A 20,270-nucleotide genomic window follows, 5' to 3' on the forward strand; every position below is an offset into this window, starting at 1 on the left:
CACTTATGGAACACCTTATTTTAATAGCCGTAATCCGTTTAAAATAACTAGAATGGTACTTCCTTCATGTCCGATCACACCAAGCGGCAGATCCAAAACCTGAATAAAGTTTGAAAAGATTAGAATTAAAATGACGCTTAAAGAGAAAATGATATTCTGTTTGACAATTTTATTCATCCTGCCAGATAAACGGATCGCATTTGTAATTTTGGACAAGTCATTTTTCATTAATACAACATCTGCTGTTTCCAAAGCAACGTCAGTTCCCTCTCCCATTGCGATCCCAATGTTCGCGGTCGCTAACGCTGGTGCATCATTAATTCCGTCACCAACCATAGCAACGTTCCCATACTTATTTTTTAGGTCCTTCACATGCTGAACTTTTTCTTCTGGTAAGCAGTTCGCAATATAATGGTCGATTCCAGCTTCATCCGCCAGAGCTCTAGCAGTAATTTCATTATCACCGGTAAGCATAAATGTAGGGACACCATGTTTTTTAAGTAATTTAATAGCTTTTTTTGTATCTTTTCTGACGGTATCTTTTAAGGCGAAAACTGCTACAATTTGATCATTTCTTTTTGCAAATACAACTGTTTTCCCCTGAACCGCTAATTTTTCGGAAATGCCATCATAAAATACCGCTGCATTTTCCTTCCCGACAAAATCTGGCTTGCCGATATCCCACTGGTTATTGTCTATGAATGCTGTTACACCATTTCCGCTAACATTTTTCATGTCGATTACTTCTATTTTACGCATGTCATTGAACTGTTCCTCGCTATATGCGGTAATTGCTTGTGCCAATGGATGGGTTGATTCATGTTCAATAGCTCCAACGATCGCCCGTGTTTCATTTTTATCAAAATCAGGATGAAAATAAGCGTCTGTTACGATTGGCTTTCCATTCGTTAAAGTTCCTGTCTTATCAAAGGCGATTGCTTTAATATTGCTTAAGCTTTCAATATGCACCCCGCCCTTGAAGAGCACCCCACTTTTAGCGCTGTTTGATATGGCTGATAAAGTAGCTGGCATAATCGAAGCAACCAGCGCACATGGAGATGCAACTACAAGTAATATCATTGCACGGTAAATGCTTTCAGACAATGTCCAGCCAAATAAAAAATAAGGCAAAAACATCATGATTGCAACAACTGCTAAAACTACTTTTACATAGGTCCCCTCGAATTTTTCAATGAATAATTGGGAGGGGGATTTTTCATCCTGCGCAGATTGCACCAATTGGATTATTTTTTGAAATAAAGTCTCATTCGGCCGTGTTGTTATTTTTACAGTAATTGTACCATCAAGTGCAACTGTACCTGCATAAACATCATGACTGCCGGATTTGCTGACAGGAATGGATTCGCCGGTTATTGCGCTTTCGTCAATAGAAGTTGCACCTTTTATAATTTGACCATCTGCAGGAATTCTCTCCCCTGCAAGCACAAGAATTGTATCATTAATGCTAAGCTGCGTGACTGGTACAACTTTTTCTAGAGTCCCCTTTACTAATAATGCTTCCTCTGGTTGAAGATCCATCAGTGAGGATATTTCTTTATTACTTCTATTCATTGTGTATGTTTCCAGTGCTCCGGATAGAGCAAAGATAAAGATAAGTATAGCTCCCTCTGTCCAGTAACCGATTGCTGCAGAGCCAATGGCTGCGAAGATCATCAGCATTTCGACATTCAACTCTTTGTTTGTAATGGTTTCTGTAATTCCTTCTTTGGCCTTGGCATAACCTCCAATCACAAAGGCAATTAGGTGGAGAGTAACCCAAAGTGTCTCAGATATATAATCACCCATGGCCCATGTTAAAAGAATTAAAAAACCACTGAATAGTGCTGCAATCAATTCTTTATGCTCCTTTAACTTGGGGATAAATTTATTGCTTATTGAAACATTTGATTGATTTGGCTGCTTTAAGGTTTCTGTATCTACTGCCATTTCAGGCACCTCCATTTTTATTATTGCTATGTTAATTACAGTAATTATGTTGCTTATTTATAATAATTATAATGTAGTATTTGTTATTATAATATCATGATAATAAATAAAGTCAATATATAAATTGCACTTCTAAAAAGAAGGTTTATACTTCTGTTTGTACTGTTTCCTTTAATTTATAAATACAGATTATTTTATGTTGATTTTAAAGAGTTATACTGTTACAATTTTGATGGATAAAATAATATAACAACATATAATGGGGAAGGGGTTTTGTAATTGAAAAGGTTTAAATTATTGTTTGCATTGCTTGTAATATTTGCCGTTTTGAGTGCCTGTGGGGAATCGAATGAGGATAATACTAGTGGAGAAGTGGATGATAGTGCAGAGAAAGAAAGCGATGCAGAAGAAAATACTACTGATGAAAGATGGGCTGACATTCAAGATGCAGGTGAGCTGGTTGTTGGAACTTCCGGAACATTAATTGCAGCTTCTTATTATGATGGGGAAGAAGAAAGTGAAGACCAATTAACAGGTTATGATGTGGAGGTAATGCGTGAGGTTGCAAAACGTCTTGATCTGGATGTTTCATTTGAGATTATGGGTATTGATTCGATGCTTCCCGCAATTCAAAGTGGAAGAATAGATGTGGCTGCAAATGATATTGAACCAACAGATAAGCGAAAGGAAGCATTTAATTTTAGCGATCCGTATAAATATTCCTATTCAACAATGGCGGTTCGAGAATCGGATAATTCAGGAATTGAAACATTGGAAGATCTGGAAGGGAAAAAGGCCGGCGGTGGAGCAACGACAATCTACAGTCAAATTGCGGAACATTTTGGTGCAGAGGTAGTTACATATGGAAACGCACCAAATGAAGCTTATTTGAGTGATGTCAGTAATTCAAGAACAGATGTCGTTATAAATGATTATTATTTAACAAAATTTGGTGTTGGGGCATTTCCTGATTTTGACCTGCATCTTCACCCAACATTAAAATTCCATCCAACAGAGCAAGCTGTCGTAATACCAAAAGATGCAGACCAGGTTACAGAAGAAATTAATGCTGTATTAAATGAAATGCGTGAAGATGGAACACTTACTGAACTTGCAATAAAATTCTATGAGGAAGATGCTTCACAAAAACCAGAAGGTGAAATTGAGGAGATTGAAGGCTTGGATCTTTAAGGGATATTTTTGGGGAAAATCCAGCGAAAATGACATTTTAAATGTCCTGGTTCTTTTTAAACCCGAATATAAGGAGTTTTAAATGATGAACTTTAATGGTTTCGACTTTGGTGGGTTATTTGATATAGGACTGGCTATAGAAAGCCTGCCATTTGTCCTTGGCGGGCTGCCAATGACACTTCTTGTTTCAATAGCCGGTATGGCAATGGGGCTGGTGCTAGGTTTATTTTTAGCTTTGGCAAGAGGTTCTAAAAAACTTGTTTTAAGATGGCCAGCACGTATCTATATATCATTCATGCGTGGAACACCGATGCTTGTATTTTTGTTCATATTATATTTTGGACTTCCTTATGTTGGAATTGAGTTCTCGGCATTGGTTGCAGCAATTCTTGGCTTTGGCCTGAACAGTGCAGCATACATTGCCGAAATAGATCGATCCTCATTGAATAGTATTGATCGCGGCCAATGGGAATCAGCCAGAGCATTAAATATAAACTATTGGCCGACATTGAGAAAAATTATTCTGCCACAAGCGACTAGAATAGCAATACCACCATTAACCAATGTATTTATGGACATTGTGAAGGCAACATCATTGGCAGCAGTTATCACCGTTCCAGAGCTTTTCCAGAAAACACAAATTGTAGCTGGAAGAGAGTTCGATGCCATGACAATGTATGTACTTGTTGCATTTATTTATTGGCCGATCTGTATCCTGATTGGATTTATGCAGGATAGGCTGGAAAATCGCTATAGCAGATTTTTATAATGAAAAGACACTCCTTGGATTTGGAGTGTCTTTTGTTCATTAGGTGATGATATCGGGAGGAGTGCGGAATATATCTGCCGGAGCACAGAAATATCATCCGGAGACCAGAAATATCTGTTAGAGCACAGAAATATCTGCCGGAGCAAAAATATATCACCCGAAACACAAATATATCTTCCGCAGAATACCTATATCACAAAAGTGCCATTTCACCCTCCAACCACAGCTCTTTTACCTCTTTGAAAATAGATAGCACCAACGATAACTATCAGTACTGCAACAATTAAATAGAAAAATGATACGCCAGGAAAAGCTTCTACATAGATTCCACCTAAAAATGGCCCGCTAATACTGCCAAGGCTGAAGGTGATTCCGACCATCAAATTGCCTGCAGGGAGTAAATTTCTAGGTAATAGATCTGTCATGTAGGAGATTCCCAGTGAAAACAGTGACCCTACAAACATCCCGGCTAATGTAAATAATATAAATAAAGCGAGTACAGATGTCTCCATTAATGCTGCTAAAAGAAAACAGCCTATTCCGGCAGTTAATACAAATAGTAGAACGGGTTTCCTGCCAACTCTGTCACTCAATATTCCCAGTGGCAGTTGTGTAATCAGGCTGCCTGCTGCAAAACATGGAATAATTAACGATAAAATACCAACATCATGACCAATTCTTAATCCATAAATAGGAAATATACTATGTAAGGATGCTTCTAAAAATCCATAACCAAAGCCTGGCAGGAGGGCGACCCAGGCGATTTTTCCTGTTTGAACAAATCTGCCTATTGAGCTTGATGCATGAACTGTATCCACTTCCTGCTCCGGCCATTTATTACGAACAAACAGCATGGTGGACCATACGAGCATACTGAGAACGGCAGACATAAAGAAGGGAAGTGCTTCGTTTACAGATAAAAGTCTGGTCATTAAAGGTCCGAGTGCAAATCCCAAACCGAAAAACAATCCATAATAAGCGATGCTTCTACCCCTGTTTTCTTTTGTTGCAGTTGTTGTAATCCAGGTTTGTGTACCGAAATGCAGCATTTGATCCCCAATCCCGATTACCATTCTCAGGATAAACCAAAACCATAATGCTTCCCAAAATGGAAATAGAGCCAGCGAGATAAATACAAGCAATCCACCTACGATGATGATTGGCTTAAATCCAAATTTCCGCATTGGTTTTTCCATAAAGGGTGAAGCGATAAGCACACCAATATATAAACCTGTTGCATGAAGTCCATTGATGGATGAGGAAACTCCATTTTGCTCCAGAATAATCGCCAGTAATGGCAAAAGCATTCCTTGAGAGAATCCGGATATTGTGACAAGTGCTATTAAAATCCAAAATCTTGTTTTAACTGAAACCATTTTATTACCTCATTCATGTTATTCTAAGTCTAAATCTAAGCCATTTTTTGCCATAGGTCAATTGGTTTGAAATGCAGGTTAGGATTGAATTAATTAAGGTAATAGTAAAAGAAGTCTATAAAATGGAGGGGTTAGTAATGGAATTTTATTTGAAGGAAAATGGGATGCGTATTGATTTGGACTATGGGGAATTATCCATTTCCGGAAATGAAGATCATGGATACCGTCCTTTTCAGCTAATGGTGGCATCAATAGCGGGATGTAGTGGGTCTGTTTTTCGAAAAATATTGGAAAAACAACGCACAGAAGTAGAGGATATTATCATTAATGCAGATGTGGAAAGAAATCCTGAAGAAGCAAATCGGATTGAACGTATTTCTTTAAAATATACAATTAAAGGCTATCATCTGGATCCGGAGAAATTATATAAAAATTTGGAGATTTCCCGTCGAAACTGCTCGATGATTCGCTCTGTTGAGGGTAGTATCAAAATTGAGGAAAGTATGGAAACAATTGAATTAAGCATATAAATGACTATACCTAAAAAATAAAGGTATAAAATTCATGTGTCAGAAAAAACTATGGGAAAAGGAAAGGAATGGGACACATGAATAAAGGGAAAATTTATGGCATCGCATTAATTGTGTTAATATTTATTTTCTTATTTCCGATAAATGGATTTAGTGAAGAAAAGAAAAAATCAAAGGACGATTATGAAATCCCCAGCCATGTGCTGACAATATCCAAAGAAAATACGTATCCAAACTCAACAGAGGATCAGGAGGTAATTGAACCAAGTGAAACGACAAAGGAACTGATGGAATCAATTGATACACCGATAGATAATCCCGATTTAATCAAACTCCTGAATGAAACATCCATCAAGCCCTCACCAATCGCATTTGGTTACAGAGGGATGGTGTACATTGGGCGCTGGCCACTAAATTATAAATCACTGGAAACAACGATAAACTGGGAGTATCAGCAAATAAATATGAATGAACTGAATAATCTCGGGGGAGATACTAATCAGGAAATGAATTATAATCAACAGGAAGAAAAGCAAATTACAGGAGCACTCACGAATAAAATAAATAACCCGGATGATATTAAAAAAATGATGCTGTTAAAATCAAAAAGTAAAACCGATTTGCCTCTCTCGTATCAAACAGTAATCGGTAAAAATACAAAAAAAGATAATTCCTATAATGTGCCAGCGAAAAAACAAGCTACTTTACAAGCCTTTGCCCCGGCAGTGAATGAAAAAGGGCAGGTTACGTTTGGTGAGGTATATATTCAATTAAAAGGATCGAAAAAATCAATTGTAGTCAAGAATGTAACGAAACAAGGAATCGGAGCCTGGATCCCCATTCAGGATCATCTATCCTTTTCGTTTAATTTAAAATAAAAATGAAAACCCTGTTTCAATTCCGGCAGGGTTTTCATTTTTTGGGTGTTTTCTCATACTGCGCACTGCATTTCCCACCGAAGTTTCTGCACCATAGTTGATGTAAAAGACGCCGCAGTGAAAATTCATTTGCGAACGCTGGTTGAGAGCTCGAATTCGCTGCGGAAACACATTTCGCTTTCCGCGGGCGGCTGGTGAGCCTCCTCGTGCTACGCACTCCGGGGTCTCACCTATGCCTTTCCTCCCGCAGGAGTCTTCATGTGTTTCCTCCGCTAGAATTGTGCTTGTCAATCAAAAAGTGATTTATTATTTAATTGAATAAAACAATTGCTATCTCTTTTTATGATGGTTGTTTGGAGCGGAGGACCGTTGACTCCTGCGGGAATAGCACGTGTCTGAAGACCCCGCAGAGTGGTTTTCTCGAGGAGGCTGAAGCCGTGCCCGCGGAAAGCAACGGTCCGCAGCGGAAAATAACCAAGCGCATACGTCGTATTTTATAGAAACAACGAAGGTTAAAAAAGCAACAGTATTTTGACGGGCGAACGTTGTGAAGTCCCAAAATTTACAAAAAAGAGCCTAATTTTTTATATAAAAAAGGGTTGATTTCTACACTTTAATGCTTTATCATAGTAAAGTATTAAAGTTAATAATAATAATTAATAGATATAGAGAGGGGAAACGGGAATGGAATGGGTCGTTGTTGTATCAGTTTTAGTTATGACAATTCTTAGTTTATTACGTGTGAATGTAATCATCGCAATTATTGCTGCAGCACTTACTGCGGGTTTAATGGCAGGACTTTCACTTGTGGATTCCATTGATTTGTTAGTTGCAGGAATGGGAGGACAGGCTAATACAGCATTAAGCTATATTTTACTCGGTGCTTTTGCCGTATCGATCAGCTATACAGGAATTACTACGATTCTAGTAAACTATTTAATTCGTGTTCTGACAGGAAAGAAAACAATGATGCTCTTGGCGATTGCGGGTGTGGCGTGTTTATCACAAAACCTGGTACCTGTGCATATTGCATTTATTCCAATTTTAATTCCACCATTATTAAAGCTTTTTGATAACATGCGTATGGATCGCCGTGCTGTTGCAACAGCATTAACATTTGGTTTAAAAGCACCATATGTTATGATCCCAGCAGGATTTGGACTTATTTTTCATGAAACAATCGTGTCAGGTATGGAGGAAAATGGAGTAGCAATAACAACTGGAGAAACAGCTTTGTCTATGTTAATTCCAGGTTCAGGCATGATTGTAGGATTATTTATTGCTATATTTATCACATATCGAAAGGATCGAGATGCTATACTAGGTGCAGGTGGTACAGAAGCAACAATAATTCCATCTGAATCTACAAAAGTTACATTTAATAAAAAGCATATGCTGACAATTGTTGCCATTGTAGCGGCATTGGTTGTCCAAATAATAACTGGAAATCTAATCGCAGGTGCTTTGACAGGACTTGTATTTATGTTTTTATTCCTTGTCGTTCCCTTTAAGAAAGGTGACAGTATCGTTTCTGAAGGTGTTGGTATGATGGGTACAATTGCCTTTGTTATGCTTGTTGCATCAGGATTCGGAAATATTTTAAAGGAAACGGGAGCAGTTAATGCATTAGTGGAGGTTTCTTCAGGAATATTGGGGGATAATAAAGCGGTTATTGCATTTATCTTATTATTAGTTGGGTTAATCGTTACATTAGGAATTGGATCCTCGTTTGGGACGATTCCAATAATTGCGGCGCTTTTTGTACCTATTTGTATAGCTGCAGGGTTCTCGCCATTAGCAACTGCAGCATTAATTGGTACTTCAGGGGCATTGGGAGACGCGGGATCTCCAGCATCTGACAGTACACTCGGACCAACATCCGGCTTGAATGCTGACGGAAAGCACAATCACATTTGGGATACATGTGTTCCAACTTTTATTCACTATAACATTCCATTATTTATTTTTGGCTGGGTTGCAGCGATTATTTTATAATCCGAATAAAATTATAAACGAAAGGAAAAGGTAAGAAGAAAATAGGTGGGTTGTTATGCTGAAAAGAATTGTAGCTGCATCAATCATTGTTTTTCTTACCTTTTTCATTGGTATTACGAATTTTGAAGCTTCCGGTGGTTATGGCTGGGGATATAAGAAGAATGCGGATCATCAAATCCCGGATGTAGGTAAGTACCGGGAAATACTGGATACGTATGGTGCTTATTATGCTGATTTCTCAGGTGAAAAAAATATTTATTTAACCTTTGATAATGGCTATGAACAAGGATATACTGCTGATATTCTGGATGTGTTAAAAAAAGAAGGGGTGCCAGCAACCTTTTTCGTAACAGGTCATTATGTCGATAGTGAGCCTGACCTTGTACGAAGAATGGCAGATGAAGGGCATATTATTGGAAACCATTCCTATCACCATCCTGATTTTTCGATACTTTCAAAGGATGCGATGCAAAAAGAGTTAGAAACATTGGAAGAAGCAGTGGCAGAGGTATCAAGCCAAAAGGAAATGAAATACTTAAGACCACCGAGAGGGATTTTTAATGAGCAGACATTAAAGTGGGCGAATGACCTGGGACTTATTCACATATTTTGGTCATTGGCTTTTATTGACTGGGAGACAAGTAAACAAAAAGGCTGGGAGTACGCATTTGATCAAATTATGGCACAGGTTCATCCAGGAGCAATTGTATTGCTTCACACGGTATCAGAAGACAATGCAAAAGCACTGCAGAACCTAATTACCGAATTGAAAAAACAAGGATATAGCTTTAAGAGTTTAGATGACCTTGTCTTAAAAGACACGTTACCTGAAGGGATATATGGATAAGGAGAGGTTTATCCAGCGTGTAATGTAGCTGGTTAGCCTCTCTTTTTTCAATTATCATCAGATATCTTCCTGGCGTAAATTTTTAACTGTTCAATTAAATTCCTTTGAGCAAAGTCATCACCCACAAATTGTATACCATAGTCAAAGGAAGACCCTGTCATTTTCTTCCACATAATATCCCCATTGCACGTAAATTCTACTTCATTAAGTTTAAAGGTTAACGCCAATTGTATTGCTTTATTGTCTGTTTCAGGAATATTCAGCTCAGAATTCAGACGAAGTCCTTTTATACTTATATCAACGATTTTTGCCTCGCCCCTGGAAGACTGAACCGATTTATTATCAATCCTTACAATTTGAAAAGTAGCAGGTTCCGACTCATTAAATTGAAAACGAAATGGTGCTTCTCTTTGATATCTCACTCAACTTTCACCAACTTATTTCAAATAAATTTATATATTATAATTGTACCACTTTTTTGAATCTGACTGGAATGGCAATATCTTTCTTTTCTATTTTTTATTTAAAACTTTTAAAATTTTTGCTATACTTAATAAATATACTGGCAATAGGAGATGATAGGATGAATAGAGAAGACTTAATTGCTCCGAAAGATTATAATATTGCAATGGAAATGGAACGCTACGCATCAGATCCTTCGAGAAAAGCATTGATTTGGCAAAATGAAGCTGGTAATACGAAGGAAATTACATATGCACAATTATTTAAAAATGTTAATAAAATTGGAAACGCCTTTTTGGACAATGGTTTAAAAAGAGGCGATAAAATACTCGTAATGATACCAAGATTGATCGATGTGTATGAGGTGTATCTGGCAGCATTAAAAACAGGAATCATTATCATACCAAGCTCGGAAATGCTGAAATCAAAAGATTTACAGTACCGGGTAACACATGGTGAAGTAAGTGGTATCGTCAGTTATTTCCCTTTTGTGGATCAATATAAGGAAATTAAAGAATATGATCAACTAAAGAAATTTTCCGTTGGCGAGCCTGCTGATGGTTGGCTATATCTTGATCGTTTGCAAGAGGATGCATCAGAAGAGCTGCAGGTGGCTGCAACAACACGGGACGACATTGCATTTTTACCTTATACATCCGGTACTACCGGCAATCCAAAGGGTGTTGTACATACACATGGCTGGGGCTTTGCTCATTTACAGACAGCACCTGAAAATTGGTTATGCATAAATGAAGGGGATAAGGTCTGGGCGACAGCTGGACCTGGCTGGCAAAAATGGATTTGGAGTCCATTCTTGTCTGTTCTCGGTACAGGGGCAACTGGATTTATTTATGACGGTAAGTTTGATCCAAAAACCTATTTAAGTCTCCTACAAAATTATGATATAAATGTATTATGCTGTACACCAACAGAATATCGGATTATGGCAAAAGTGGATAATTTGGATGATTATCAGCTGCCGGCCCTTCATAGTGCGGTTTCTGCCGGAGAACCATTGAATGTGGAAGTTATCGATACATTCCGTAAACATTATGACATTACTGTACGTGATGGCTATGGTCAAACCGAAAATACATTACTGCTTGGGATTATGAAGGATATGGAAGTGAAACCTGGTTCCATGGGAAAACCGACTCCGGGAAATGAAGTAGAGATTATCGATGAATTTGGCGAGCCTGTAGCTGCAAATGAAATTGGTGATATTGCACTGAAACTAGGAAGTCCTGCATTATTTAGAGAGTATTATAAAGACATGGAACGAACCAAAATGTCTCAGCGCGGCGAATATTATGTGACAGGTGACCAGGCATATAAGGATGAAGAAGGTTACTTCTGGTTTGAAGGCCGCAGTGATGACATCATTATCAGTTCAGGATATACGATTGGACCATTTGAAGTAGAAGATGCGTTGGTCAAGCATCCCTATGTTCAGGAATGTGCCGTTGTCGCAAGTCCAGATGAAGTACGTGGTAGTATTGTAAAAGCATTTATTGTCGTCCGCAACGGTGTAGATACGGTGAATCCTGATTTGGTCAAAGAACTGCAGGATCATGTTAAAGAATTAACCGCACCATATAAATATCCGAGGAAAATTGAGTTTTTGGAGGAGCTTCCGAAAACTACGTCTGGAAAGATCAGGCGTGTGGAACTCAGGAATAAGGAGAAGGCAGCAGCTAAATAATTAATAATCAGGTGAGAGTCTATAGTAGTGACTCTCACCTGCCATTAAATTCTAATTACCGCTAATCCGCACTCATCTCAAGTCCTCTTTCACTTTATATCTAACGGCAATGTAGGAAAATATCAGCATAAAAATAATTGCCACACTAGCTACGTGAATGACATCATTCATGTTATTGAAATCTTTTGTACTGACAATCGTGTTCACCAGCAAATAGGAAGAAAGATTTATATTACCAACAAGAGATTCCAATGCACCAACAACCATCCCAGGGACATTTAACGCAAGGACTACCCCTATAACTAAGCTAGTAATCATGCTTCTACTGACAATCGAAATAAACAGAACCAAAATTGAAAATGCCCAATGGAGTAAAAACTGACCGACAAGCAATTTTACAAAATAACCCCAATCGCCAATAGCTGCATTATTGAAGAAAATGGTTCTTCCGATCAGATCAGAAATAACCATTGTTACTAACATGAGCAATGTAAACATGCCTAGAATAAGAATTTTTGAAATGACGGAATACATCCGTGCGTTATTCATGGATATATAATTTTTGTAAAAGCCGGAGTTATATTCACTCATATAGAAATAAACACTGAATACCGTAACATACATCAGCACCCATGATGGTGTTTGAGACAGTACTAATTGGATAAAATCACTGGCATTCATTGAGCTAACTGAAGTGCCGCCTTGTTCCATAGGTTGCTCATATTGTTTCATCATAAATATACCGAATATTTCAAAGGCTGAGAAGATCACCAGCAATAGATACATGATTTTATTATTTTTAAAGCGATGAAGGTCCATCTTGAAGAGATTAATCATGGGAATCACCCTCTGCTCTGGTCCGCTTCAAAAAATATTGTTCCAAACTCTGTTTATGCTTCATGATCGACTGAACAGAAACACCGTTTTCAACTAAAACCTTTGTTATTTGATGGTTTTCAACATGTGTATCATATACATATAATGTTCGATCACTAATCACCTTGTAATTATTGATATTCAGGTGTTCTTCCAGAATGGGAATGGCCAAACTTGCTTTGTCCACTTCTACCTCAATTCGAACCTCGCATTTAAGCAGCAGTTCTTCTTTAGAATTAATCTCGATAATCTCTCCATGATGAAGAATCGCATATTTTGTCGCTACTTTCGACAGCTCCTCCAGGATATGGCTGGAAATAATGATGGTCATTCCCGTTTTATTCAGTTCCAGAATCAACTTTCTGACCTCGGAAATGCCCTGTGGATCCAAACCATTGATCGGTTCATCCAAAATTAAAACATCCGGGCTTCCCATCAACGCAATGGCAATCCCAAGTCGTTGCTTCATCCCCATGGAATAATTTTTGACCTTGGTCTTGTTTGATCCATCCAGCCCGACAAGTTTCAGCAGTTCGTTAATATGCTTGCTTCGGTCCTTCAGTCCATAAGAAATTGCCATCAAATCCAAATTTTCATATGCGGAATAATGGGGAAACAACCCTGGATCCTCAATCAGCAAGCCCATTCTTTCAAAATAAGCATGGTTTTCCCCCACTGCATGATCAAATAAATGAATTTCTCCAGATGACGGATACATTAATCCCCCGATCATCTTCAGCAAGGTGGACTTTCCCGCTCCATTTTGTCCAATCAAACCGAAAATCTCGCCCTTCACTATTTTGAGATCCGCTTTATGGACTACTTCTTTCGATTTGAACTGTTTGGTTAGCTGGCTAATTTCAATAATTGCTCCTGTCATATTCGGCACCTCCTCTTACACATTAGGATAAATAAAAGAAGCTAATACATCGTCAAGAAAAGGTTAAGAAAGTTCAAAGAAATATTAGGTACTCAACCTGAAGCCAATTCCCCAAACCGTGTCGATATAAGTCTCTTCGGTATGAATTCTAATTTTATTTCTGATATTACTAATGTGAACAGTGATTGTCTTGTCTTCTCCTATATATAGATCATCCCATGCAAGCTCGTACAGATCCTGCTTCGTAAACACCCTGGTAGGATTTTTCACCAACAGTTCAATAATTTTGTATTCCTGTCTTGTAAGATTCAACTCAGCATTATTAACTCTAACACTCCTTGTCTCGCTTTCCAGAAGTAAATTTTTATGCCTGTATGGAGTAACGGATTCGGTTTTGGCATTTCTTTTTAATTGCACATTGATCCTGGCAAGCAATTCTTCAACTTCGAACGGCTTCGTGACATAATCGTCGGCTCCCAATTCGAATAAGTTTAATTTATGATCCAGTTTTTCCTTGGCCGACAATACAATAACCGGTGTATCGAACTTTAATTCTTTCCTTAATTCATACATAAAGTCTTCACCTGATAGACCAGGTAGCATTAGATCCAAGATAATGAGTTCATACACATAACGAGTAACATTCATTTTTCCTTCGCTACCAGAATACGCTTGCGTGCACACATAGTTCTCTTTTCGTAACACGTCATAAATAATGTTGTTGATATGCTCATCATCCTCGATAATCAGAATACTAGGCTGATTCATCTCATCGCACATCTTCATTCCCCTTTTCTGTTTTGATCAAAGCCACACTGATGCAAAATTGGTTACCCTTTAAGTCAGCATGAACAGAACCGTTCATTTTATCGATAAGAGACTTTACGATAGAAAGCCCCAATCCTGTAGAATGGTTGGTACGTGATGGGTCTTCCTTGTAAAAACGGGTGAATATTTTATCAAAGTTGATTAATTGGCTCTGCTTGAGCAAATTGGTAAAGTGAAACAAAACCTCATTTTCTTTCTCTTCATAACGAATAGTTAAAACGCCTTTTCCATGCAAAAAGTAATTTCTTATAATGTTTTCGTACACCCTTTCCAATGCACTCTCATTTCCCCTAATATAAATGGAAGATTCCGGGAGATTGAGGTTCGGTTCATCACCATTTCGTGAAAATGCTTCGATAAATGAGAACAGACACCTTTTCAGCACATTCATAATATCAATCGGTTCCAGTTCCAAACTATAATCCGGGTTTTGCAACTTCGTATACAGAAACAACTCATCCACAAGCGTGTTAATCTGTTTTATTCTAGTCTCGGCCATCACGACATACTGCGTTTTTTCTTTAAAGTCTTCGGAGCGTTTTGCCAGTTGAAGATAACCGTCAAGTGATGTAATAGGAGTTCGTATGTCATGGGACAGGCTAACGATTGTTGCATTGATTTCTTCACTTTTTTTAATAAATTCCTGGTTCAGTTCTCTTTGATTACGAAGCAGCGTATTGCACAAATCAATCAATCGAGAAATTTCCTTTGGCTTGATTTGTGTTTGAATAAATTTAAAAGAATTATGCTTTGAAATAAAAGACAATTGATTTCCAATATCCCTTATCTGTTTCCTGTAGTACATTATGTAAACGGTTTGGATTATAAATGCAGCTGCTAACAGTAGTAAGGCGACAAGCATTTGTTCACTTCCTTTCTATCCTAAATAGTAAGGGTTTAGCTTTTTATATAAAAGTTCAATAAATTCAGTTTACACTGAACTACTTCATTAAGTAAGTTCTAACCCACAAAAATATTTAGCTTTTTTTAAACTTTTTTGATCAAAACACTTGAAAGTCAAAATAGGTCAGAGTATAATAAAATTTGTAAGGTCAAAGATAGTCAAAGTCAGACTTTGATTAATTAATATATTTGAAAAATTCAAGGAGGAATGGAAAATGCAATGTCAAAATTGTAAAGTAAATCCAGCAAATATTAATATGGCAATGCAAATGAATAATGAAAAGGTTCAAATGCATCTTTGTAATGATTGCTTTCAGGAAATTCAGGGTAAAATGATGAATTCAAATGACTTTTTCTCAAATTCACCATTCGACAATGGTAATGAGGCATTCTCTAATAACTTTTTCCAAGGGAATGGATCCAATAAAGCAACAACCAAAACAAAACAAAAACAAGGGAACAATGGAAATGGTTTAATCGACCAATTAGCGAAAAATGTTACAGGTGCAGCAAGAGCAGGGTTAATTGATCCTGTAATCGGCCGTGATCATGAAGTAAAACGTGTTATTGAAACATTAAATAGAAGAAACAAAAACAACCCGGTATTAATTGGTGAACCTGGTGTAGGTAAAACGGCAATTGCGGAAGGACTAGCTGTTAAAATAACAGAAGGCGATGTTCCTGCAAAATTGATGAACAAAGAATTATATCTTCTGGATGTCGCATCATTAGTTGCGAACACAGGTATTCGCGGACAATTTGAAGAACGTATGAAACAATTGATTCAGGAATTGCAGGAACGTCAGGATGTCATTCTATTTGTGGACGAGATCCATCTGTTGGTCGGTGCAGGATCTGCAGAAGGCTCGCAAATGGATGCAGGAAACATTTTAAAACCAGCACTTGCACGTGGTGAATTACAATTAATTGGTGCAACAACATTGAAGGAATACCGTCAAATTGAAAAGGATGCGGCACTAGAGCGACGCCTGCAGCCGATTATTGTTAAAGAGCCAACTGCTGAAGAAGCAGTGCAAATATTAAATGGTATTAAAGATCGTTATGAAAAATTCCATGAGGTACGTTACTCTGATGAGGCAATTCATGCTTTTGTAACACTTTCAAGCCGCTATATCCAGGATAGATTCCTGCCGGATAAAGCAATTGACCTGATGGATGAAGTTGGGTCACGCCTGAATTTAGCCAATGCAGTAAAAGATTCCAGCTCCATTAATCAGCGCCTGGAAGAAATTATTAAAGAAAAAGAGGCAGCTGCGGAAAAAGAGGATTATGAAAGAGCAGCGAATCTTCGCTATCAGGAGATCCAGCTGCAAAAACAACTGGAAGCAGCAAAAGGTGAAGAACAGGTGATTGATGTAGATATTACTGACATTCAGTTGCTTGTGGAAGAAAAAACCGGTATACCAGTAACAAAACTTCAAACAGATGAACAGGAAAAAATGAAAAATATTGCTGAAAGCTTAAGTGCAAAAGTAATCGGTCAGGATCAGGCGGTTGATAAAGTTGCAAAAGCAATCCGACGCAGCCGTGCAGGATTAAAATCAAAATACCGTCCAATTGGCTCCTTCCTGTTTGTAGGACCTACTGGTGTTGGTAAAACGGAGTTAACGAAAGCACTTGCGGAAGAATTATTTGGTTCTCGTGAATCAATGATTCGTCTGGATATGAGTGAATATATGGAAAAACACGCGGTGTCTAAAATAATCGGTTCACCTCCTGGATATGTTGGACATGAAGAAGCTGGTCAGTTAACAGAGCGTGTGCGCCATAACCCATATTCAATTATTTTGCTTGATGAAATTGAAAAAGCACACCCAGATGTACAAAATATGTTCCTGCAAATTATGGAGGATGGACATCTGACAGACTCTCATGGCAGAACAGTAAGCTTTAAAGAAACGGTAATCATCATGACAAGTAACGCAGGAACAGGTGTGAAACCGATAAATGTTGGATTCAATAGTGAAGCACATGAATCAGTAGCAACATTGGAAAACCTTGCAGCATATTTCAAACCGGAATTCCTAAACCGTTTTGATGCCATCATTAATTTCAATGAACTGTCTGAAGAAAACTTACTTGAAATCGTAGACCTTATGCTTGAAGAATTACAAAACACCATTGAAGAAAATAATATAAACATTACCATTTCGGATGCAGCAAAAGATGAATTAGTACGACTTGGCTATGACAAGCGTTTTGGTGCAAGACCTTTACGCAGAGTTATTCAGGATAAAATCGAGAATCAGCTAACAGATCTGATTTTAGAGGAAGACGCAGTGGAAAAGGTTCATGTAGATGTTGTAGAAGATGAAATAGTTGTGCAAAAAGCATAAAGTATATGATGAAACCCGCTGGGCAACTGTGCTCAGCGGGTTTTTTATGTACAACAAGCTACTGTGCGTTCACTACAAATTATCGTGAACTCTTCTAAGTCACCGCAAGATTACACATTTTATAACTCCGCAATAAATATTTAACAAAAAAAGTGAAAAACTAAGGGGAACTTCTAAAATACAAAGGATGTTTTCCATGTGTAAGAATAAGCAGCTGATCATTATTATGATAATCTTTTCCATATTTACTACTGCACCAGCATACATTTACAGTGAGGCATTACCAGAAATGCGTGTTCACTTTATCGATGTTGGACAAGGTGACAGCATTCTTATTCAAACACCTTCGAAAAAAACGATCCTTATTGATGGTGGACCTCCTAAGGCAGGGAAAAAGGTAGTTTCTTTTCTTGAAAGTAAGCAAATAAAAACAATTGATCTGCTAATTGCAACACATCCGGATATTGACCATATTGGCGGGCTTCCACAAGTCATGAAGTCAGTAAAAGTAAAGCAAATACTTGATTCCGGAAAGCTGCATTCTACAAAAACCTATGCCAGATACATTAATCAAATATATAAGCAGGATATACCAATAAAAATTGCTAAGAAAAACGAGCATATAACCGTTGATTCGATGCTGAAAATAAAAGTCTTAAATACGTATGAGAAAAATAAAAGCAATAACCAATCATCAATTGTGTTAAAAATAAGCTTTAAAGAAATTGATATGTTATTAATGAGTGATGTGGAAATAGAACAGGAAAAATCGCTTTTAGAAAGCCAGGATTTACAATCTGAAATTATTAAGGTTGCACATCACGGCTCTAATACTAGTACTTCGCTTGGTTTCCTGCAGGAAGTGAATCCACAAATCGCCATTCTTACCTATAGTAAAGAAAATGATTTTGGACATCCAGTTGATCGAGTTGTTGAAAACTTATATAAAGTAAATGCAACAATCTATTCAACAGCCGCCTTTGGTAATGTTGAGATTAGAACAAATGGTATGGATTATTTTGTTATCCCACAAAGAGATCCAATTAATAATTTAGAAGATAATGCTGGATAAGTTATTTTTATTAATTTTCTCATAAATTATTTACAAATATATACAAAAGTGATATCATATTGATATAGAAATAATATGAAAAGGGGGAGGTAGTTATTAAACGAACAGGTGAAGTTATCTTAGGGATTGTTGGAGCTATAGTATTTACTTTTTTAGCATTTATAGGTGTTGCCATGATTTGGCTACACAATAATGAAGGTCTTGTACAAGACATTTTAAATGAAGGAACAACAGAAGAGTTTCCCGAGATTGCCATGATGGATTTAAACGAATTTGTTAATTATATGGGGGAGTTTGGCTGGCAAATTGCGATAGCTTCAGTAATTGCAATAGTATTAGGCATTGTTGCGATGGTATTACTCAGGGGAAATAAAAAACCAAAAGCAGCCGGAATCATTTTTATTGTCGCAATTGTTGTGGTTGCTTTTACAAACATTGGTCTAGCAGTTATGGGTGGTATCTTTTACCTGATTGCAGCGATCCTTTGTTTTGCAAGAAAACAGCCAACTGTTAGTGACGAAGTTTAAAGTTAGTAAAAAGATCCATAATGCGCAGATAACTTTTCAAATAGGAAAGGGGAGTTCAAATGATTCAGGAGAAACAGGCATGGATAATGAATGGTTTTTTAGGAATTCTCATAATTGCACTGTTAGTGGCGGGAACAGTATTTAGTATCTTTCAGCAACAATTTGTATTGGGTGGAATTTGTTTAATTGTGGCAATCACTTTAGGTAGTGGGATAACGCTGATTCAGCCAAATCAATCTGTTGTTGTCATTTTTCTCGGAAAATATATGGGAACGATTCGCCAGGAAGGGATTGTAGTTACTGTCCCGTTTTCAGTCCGACGAACGATTTCACTGCGTGTACGAAATTTTAACAGTAATAGATTAAAAGTAAATGATGTAAATGGGAACCCGATTGAAATTGCCGCAGTAATTGTGTTCAAGGTAATTGATGCGGCGAAGGCTGTATTTGATGTGGATCGCTATGAGCAATTTGTCGAAATTCAAAGTGAAACGGCAATCCGTGCTGTCGCTACAAAGTACCCTTATGATACTTTTGAAAATGTGGAGCTGACACTTCGGGGCAATGCGGAAGAGGTTTCCAATGAGCTGACGACAGAGTTGCAGGAACGCTTGCGAGTAGCTGGCGTAGAGGTAATTGAAGCAAGACTTACACATCTCGCCTATTCAACAGAAATTGCTCAGGCCATGCTGCAGCGTCAACAGGCAAGTGCGATCATTGCTGCCCGTAAAAAGATCGTTGAAGGTGCTGTGGGAATGGTACAGGATGCGATTGAACAACTGGAACATGACGGATTGGTCGAGCTGGATGATGAACGCAAGGCTGCGATGACAAATAATTTACTTGTAGCTATTGTTTCTGATCATGGAGCACAGCCAGTAATCAACACTGGATCATTATATCAATAACAAAGAGGGTTTTTATGGCTAAGAAAAAGAATTTTCCATTACGTATCGACCCAAAATTATATGATATTCTGCAGTCATGGGCAAAAGATGAATTCCGCAGTGTCAATAGTCATGTGGAGTTTTTATTAAGAGAATCAGCTAAAAAGGCTGGTCGGTTACCAAAAAAAGAAGATAAGAATATCGGAGAAGATTAAGGATTAGCATCTAAATTGTGCTAATCCT

The 20,270-nt window shown here is 37.7% G+C and carries 19 protein-coding genes; 12 read left to right on the forward strand and 7 right to left on the reverse strand.

What is annotated here, in order from left to right:
- Positions 1-15 precede the first annotated feature (15 nt).
- Positions 16-1,947, reverse strand: coding sequence for a heavy metal translocating P-type ATPase (locus CIL05_RS18560; protein ID WP_095657030.1), 1,932 nt, complete (start codon positions 1,945-1,947; stop codon positions 16-18).
- Positions 1,948-2,226: 279 nt separating this feature from the next.
- Here CIL05_RS18560 and CIL05_RS18565 point away from each other — a divergent pair, with 279 nt between their 5' ends.
- Positions 2,227-3,138, forward strand: a complete 912-nt coding sequence (locus CIL05_RS18565; protein WP_095657031.1) for a transporter substrate-binding domain-containing protein — start codon at positions 2,227-2,229, stop codon at positions 3,136-3,138.
- An 85-nt stretch (positions 3,139-3,223) separates the two neighbouring features.
- Positions 3,224-3,907: an amino acid ABC transporter permease gene (locus CIL05_RS18570; RefSeq protein ID WP_095657032.1), complete on the forward strand. Its 684-nt coding sequence runs from the start codon at positions 3,224-3,226 to the stop codon at positions 3,905-3,907.
- 209 nt (positions 3,908-4,116) lie between these two features.
- Here CIL05_RS18570 and CIL05_RS18575 read toward each other — a convergent pair whose 3' ends face one another.
- Positions 4,117-5,283, reverse strand: coding sequence for an MFS transporter (locus CIL05_RS18575; protein WP_095657033.1), 1,167 nt, complete (start codon positions 5,281-5,283; stop codon positions 4,117-4,119).
- A 137-nt stretch (positions 5,284-5,420) separates the two neighbouring features.
- On the opposite strand from CIL05_RS18575, the gene CIL05_RS18580 reads away from it, so the two are divergent.
- The 4 genes from CIL05_RS18580 (at position 5,421) to pdaA (ending at position 9,533) form a co-directional block, all read left to right on the forward strand.
- The gene (locus tag CIL05_RS18580; protein ID WP_095657034.1) at positions 5,421-5,813 is read left to right on the forward strand and encodes an OsmC family protein; all 393 of its coding nucleotides are present in this window, start codon (positions 5,421-5,423) and stop codon (positions 5,811-5,813) included.
- A gap of 77 nt (positions 5,814-5,890) precedes the next feature.
- The gene (locus tag CIL05_RS18585) at positions 5,891-6,691 is read left to right on the forward strand and encodes a YfkD famly protein (protein ID WP_095657035.1); all 801 of its coding nucleotides are present in this window, start codon (positions 5,891-5,893) and stop codon (positions 6,689-6,691) included.
- A 684-nt stretch (positions 6,692-7,375) separates the two neighbouring features.
- Positions 7,376-8,686 (forward strand): Na+/H+ antiporter family protein, encoded by a 1,311-nt coding sequence (locus CIL05_RS18595; RefSeq protein ID WP_095657037.1) that lies wholly within the window; start codon positions 7,376-7,378, stop codon positions 8,684-8,686.
- Positions 8,687-8,741: 55 nt separating this feature from the next.
- The gene (gene pdaA, locus CIL05_RS18600; RefSeq protein ID WP_095657038.1) at positions 8,742-9,533 is read left to right on the forward strand and encodes a delta-lactam-biosynthetic de-N-acetylase; all 792 of its coding nucleotides are present in this window, start codon (positions 8,742-8,744) and stop codon (positions 9,531-9,533) included.
- Between the two features lie 47 nt (positions 9,534-9,580).
- Here the strand turns inward: pdaA and CIL05_RS18605 are convergent, their stop codons facing one another.
- Positions 9,581-9,955, reverse strand: coding sequence for a PilZ domain-containing protein (locus CIL05_RS18605; RefSeq protein WP_095657039.1), 375 nt, complete (start codon positions 9,953-9,955; stop codon positions 9,581-9,583).
- Between the two features lie 161 nt (positions 9,956-10,116).
- On the opposite strand from CIL05_RS18605, the gene mbcS reads away from it, so the two are divergent.
- Positions 10,117-11,697: an acyl-CoA synthetase MbcS gene (gene mbcS / locus CIL05_RS18610; RefSeq protein ID WP_095657040.1), complete on the forward strand. Its 1,581-nt coding sequence runs from the start codon at positions 10,117-10,119 to the stop codon at positions 11,695-11,697.
- A 72-nt stretch (positions 11,698-11,769) separates the two neighbouring features.
- Here the strand turns inward: mbcS and CIL05_RS18615 are convergent, their stop codons facing one another.
- The 4 genes from CIL05_RS18615 to CIL05_RS18630 all read right to left on the reverse strand — a co-directional run bounded on the left by CIL05_RS18615 (position 11,770) and on the right by CIL05_RS18630 (position 15,143).
- Positions 11,770-12,534 carry an ABC transporter permease gene (locus CIL05_RS18615; RefSeq protein WP_095657041.1) on the reverse strand — a complete coding sequence of 255 codons (765 nt, stop codon included), beginning with the start codon at positions 12,532-12,534 and terminating at the stop codon, positions 11,770-11,772.
- The gene (locus tag CIL05_RS18620) at positions 12,527-13,453 is read right to left on the reverse strand and encodes an ABC transporter ATP-binding protein (RefSeq protein WP_095657042.1); all 927 of its coding nucleotides are present in this window, start codon (positions 13,451-13,453) and stop codon (positions 12,527-12,529) included. Before CIL05_RS18620 ends, CIL05_RS18615 begins: the two co-directional genes overlap by 8 nt.
- Positions 13,454-13,537: 84 nt before the next feature.
- Complete coding sequence (locus CIL05_RS18625; protein WP_240510232.1) at positions 13,538-14,233, reverse strand: response regulator transcription factor; 696 nt, start codon at positions 14,231-14,233, stop codon at positions 13,538-13,540.
- Complete coding sequence (locus tag CIL05_RS18630) at positions 14,223-15,143, reverse strand: sensor histidine kinase (protein WP_095657043.1); 921 nt, start codon at positions 15,141-15,143, stop codon at positions 14,223-14,225. The genes CIL05_RS18625 and CIL05_RS18630 overlap by 11 nt, the downstream gene beginning before the upstream one ends.
- 256 nt (positions 15,144-15,399) lie before the next feature.
- Between CIL05_RS18630 and CIL05_RS18635 the strand changes: the two genes are divergently transcribed.
- The 5 genes from CIL05_RS18635 to CIL05_RS18655 all read left to right on the forward strand — a co-directional run bounded on the left by CIL05_RS18635 (position 15,400) and on the right by CIL05_RS18655 (position 20,242).
- On the forward strand, positions 15,400-17,541 hold the full coding sequence (locus tag CIL05_RS18635; protein WP_095657044.1) for an ATP-dependent Clp protease ATP-binding subunit: 2,142 nt from the start codon (positions 15,400-15,402) through the stop codon (positions 17,539-17,541).
- 196 nt (positions 17,542-17,737) lie between these two features.
- Positions 17,738-18,613, forward strand: coding sequence for a ComEC/Rec2 family competence protein (locus CIL05_RS18640; protein ID WP_095657045.1), 876 nt, complete (start codon positions 17,738-17,740; stop codon positions 18,611-18,613).
- 95 nt (positions 18,614-18,708) lie between these two features.
- The gene (locus tag CIL05_RS18645) at positions 18,709-19,140 is read left to right on the forward strand and encodes a DUF4064 domain-containing protein (protein WP_095657046.1); all 432 of its coding nucleotides are present in this window, start codon (positions 18,709-18,711) and stop codon (positions 19,138-19,140) included.
- Between the two features lie 62 nt (positions 19,141-19,202).
- Positions 19,203-20,048: an SPFH domain-containing protein gene (locus tag CIL05_RS18650; RefSeq protein ID WP_206207806.1), complete on the forward strand. Its 846-nt coding sequence runs from the start codon at positions 19,203-19,205 to the stop codon at positions 20,046-20,048.
- A gap of 14 nt (positions 20,049-20,062) precedes the next feature.
- Positions 20,063-20,242: a type II toxin-antitoxin system antitoxin gene (locus CIL05_RS18655; RefSeq protein WP_095657048.1), complete on the forward strand. Its 180-nt coding sequence runs from the start codon at positions 20,063-20,065 to the stop codon at positions 20,240-20,242.
- The last annotated feature ends 28 nt before the right edge of the window (positions 20,243-20,270 follow it).

Origin of the sequence: Virgibacillus profundi (assembly GCF_002287375.1) — a bacterium.
Taxonomy (GTDB): Bacteria; Bacillota; Bacilli; order Bacillales; family Amphibacillaceae; genus Virgibacillus_K; species Virgibacillus_K profundi.

Coding starts and splice junctions, on each gene's coding strand:
- CIL05_RS18560 (WP_095657030.1), bottom strand. CDS start 1,947: ATGGCAGTAGATACAGAAACCTTAAAGCAGCCAAATCAATCAAATGTT.
- CIL05_RS18570 (WP_095657032.1), top strand. CDS start 3,224: ATGAACTTTAATGGTTTCGACTTTGGTGGGTTATTTGATATAGGACTG.
- CIL05_RS18575 (WP_095657033.1), bottom strand. CDS start 5,283: ATGGTTTCAGTTAAAACAAGATTTTGGATTTTAATAGCACTTGTCACA.
- CIL05_RS18580 (WP_095657034.1), top strand. CDS start 5,421: ATGGAATTTTATTTGAAGGAAAATGGGATGCGTATTGATTTGGACTAT.
- CIL05_RS18585 (WP_095657035.1), top strand. CDS start 5,891: ATGAATAAAGGGAAAATTTATGGCATCGCATTAATTGTGTTAATATTT.
- CIL05_RS18595 (WP_095657037.1), top strand. CDS start 7,376: ATGGAATGGGTCGTTGTTGTATCAGTTTTAGTTATGACAATTCTTAGT.
- pdaA (WP_095657038.1), top strand. CDS start 8,742: ATGCTGAAAAGAATTGTAGCTGCATCAATCATTGTTTTTCTTACCTTT.
- mbcS (WP_095657040.1), top strand. CDS start 10,117: ATGAATAGAGAAGACTTAATTGCTCCGAAAGATTATAATATTGCAATG.
- CIL05_RS18615 (WP_095657041.1), bottom strand. CDS start 12,534: ATGATTAATCTCTTCAAGATGGACCTTCATCGCTTTAAAAATAATAAA.
- CIL05_RS18620 (WP_095657042.1), bottom strand. CDS start 13,453: ATGACAGGAGCAATTATTGAAATTAGCCAGCTAACCAAACAGTTCAAA.
- CIL05_RS18625 (WP_240510232.1), bottom strand. CDS start 14,233: ATGTGCGATGAGATGAATCAGCCTAGTATTCTGATTATCGAGGATGAT.
- CIL05_RS18630 (WP_095657043.1), bottom strand. CDS start 15,143: ATGCTTGTCGCCTTACTACTGTTAGCAGCTGCATTTATAATCCAAACC.
- CIL05_RS18635 (WP_095657044.1), top strand. CDS start 15,400: ATGCAATGTCAAAATTGTAAAGTAAATCCAGCAAATATTAATATGGCA.
- CIL05_RS18640 (WP_095657045.1), top strand. CDS start 17,738: ATGTGTAAGAATAAGCAGCTGATCATTATTATGATAATCTTTTCCATA.
- CIL05_RS18655 (WP_095657048.1), top strand. CDS start 20,063: ATGGCTAAGAAAAAGAATTTTCCATTACGTATCGACCCAAAATTATAT.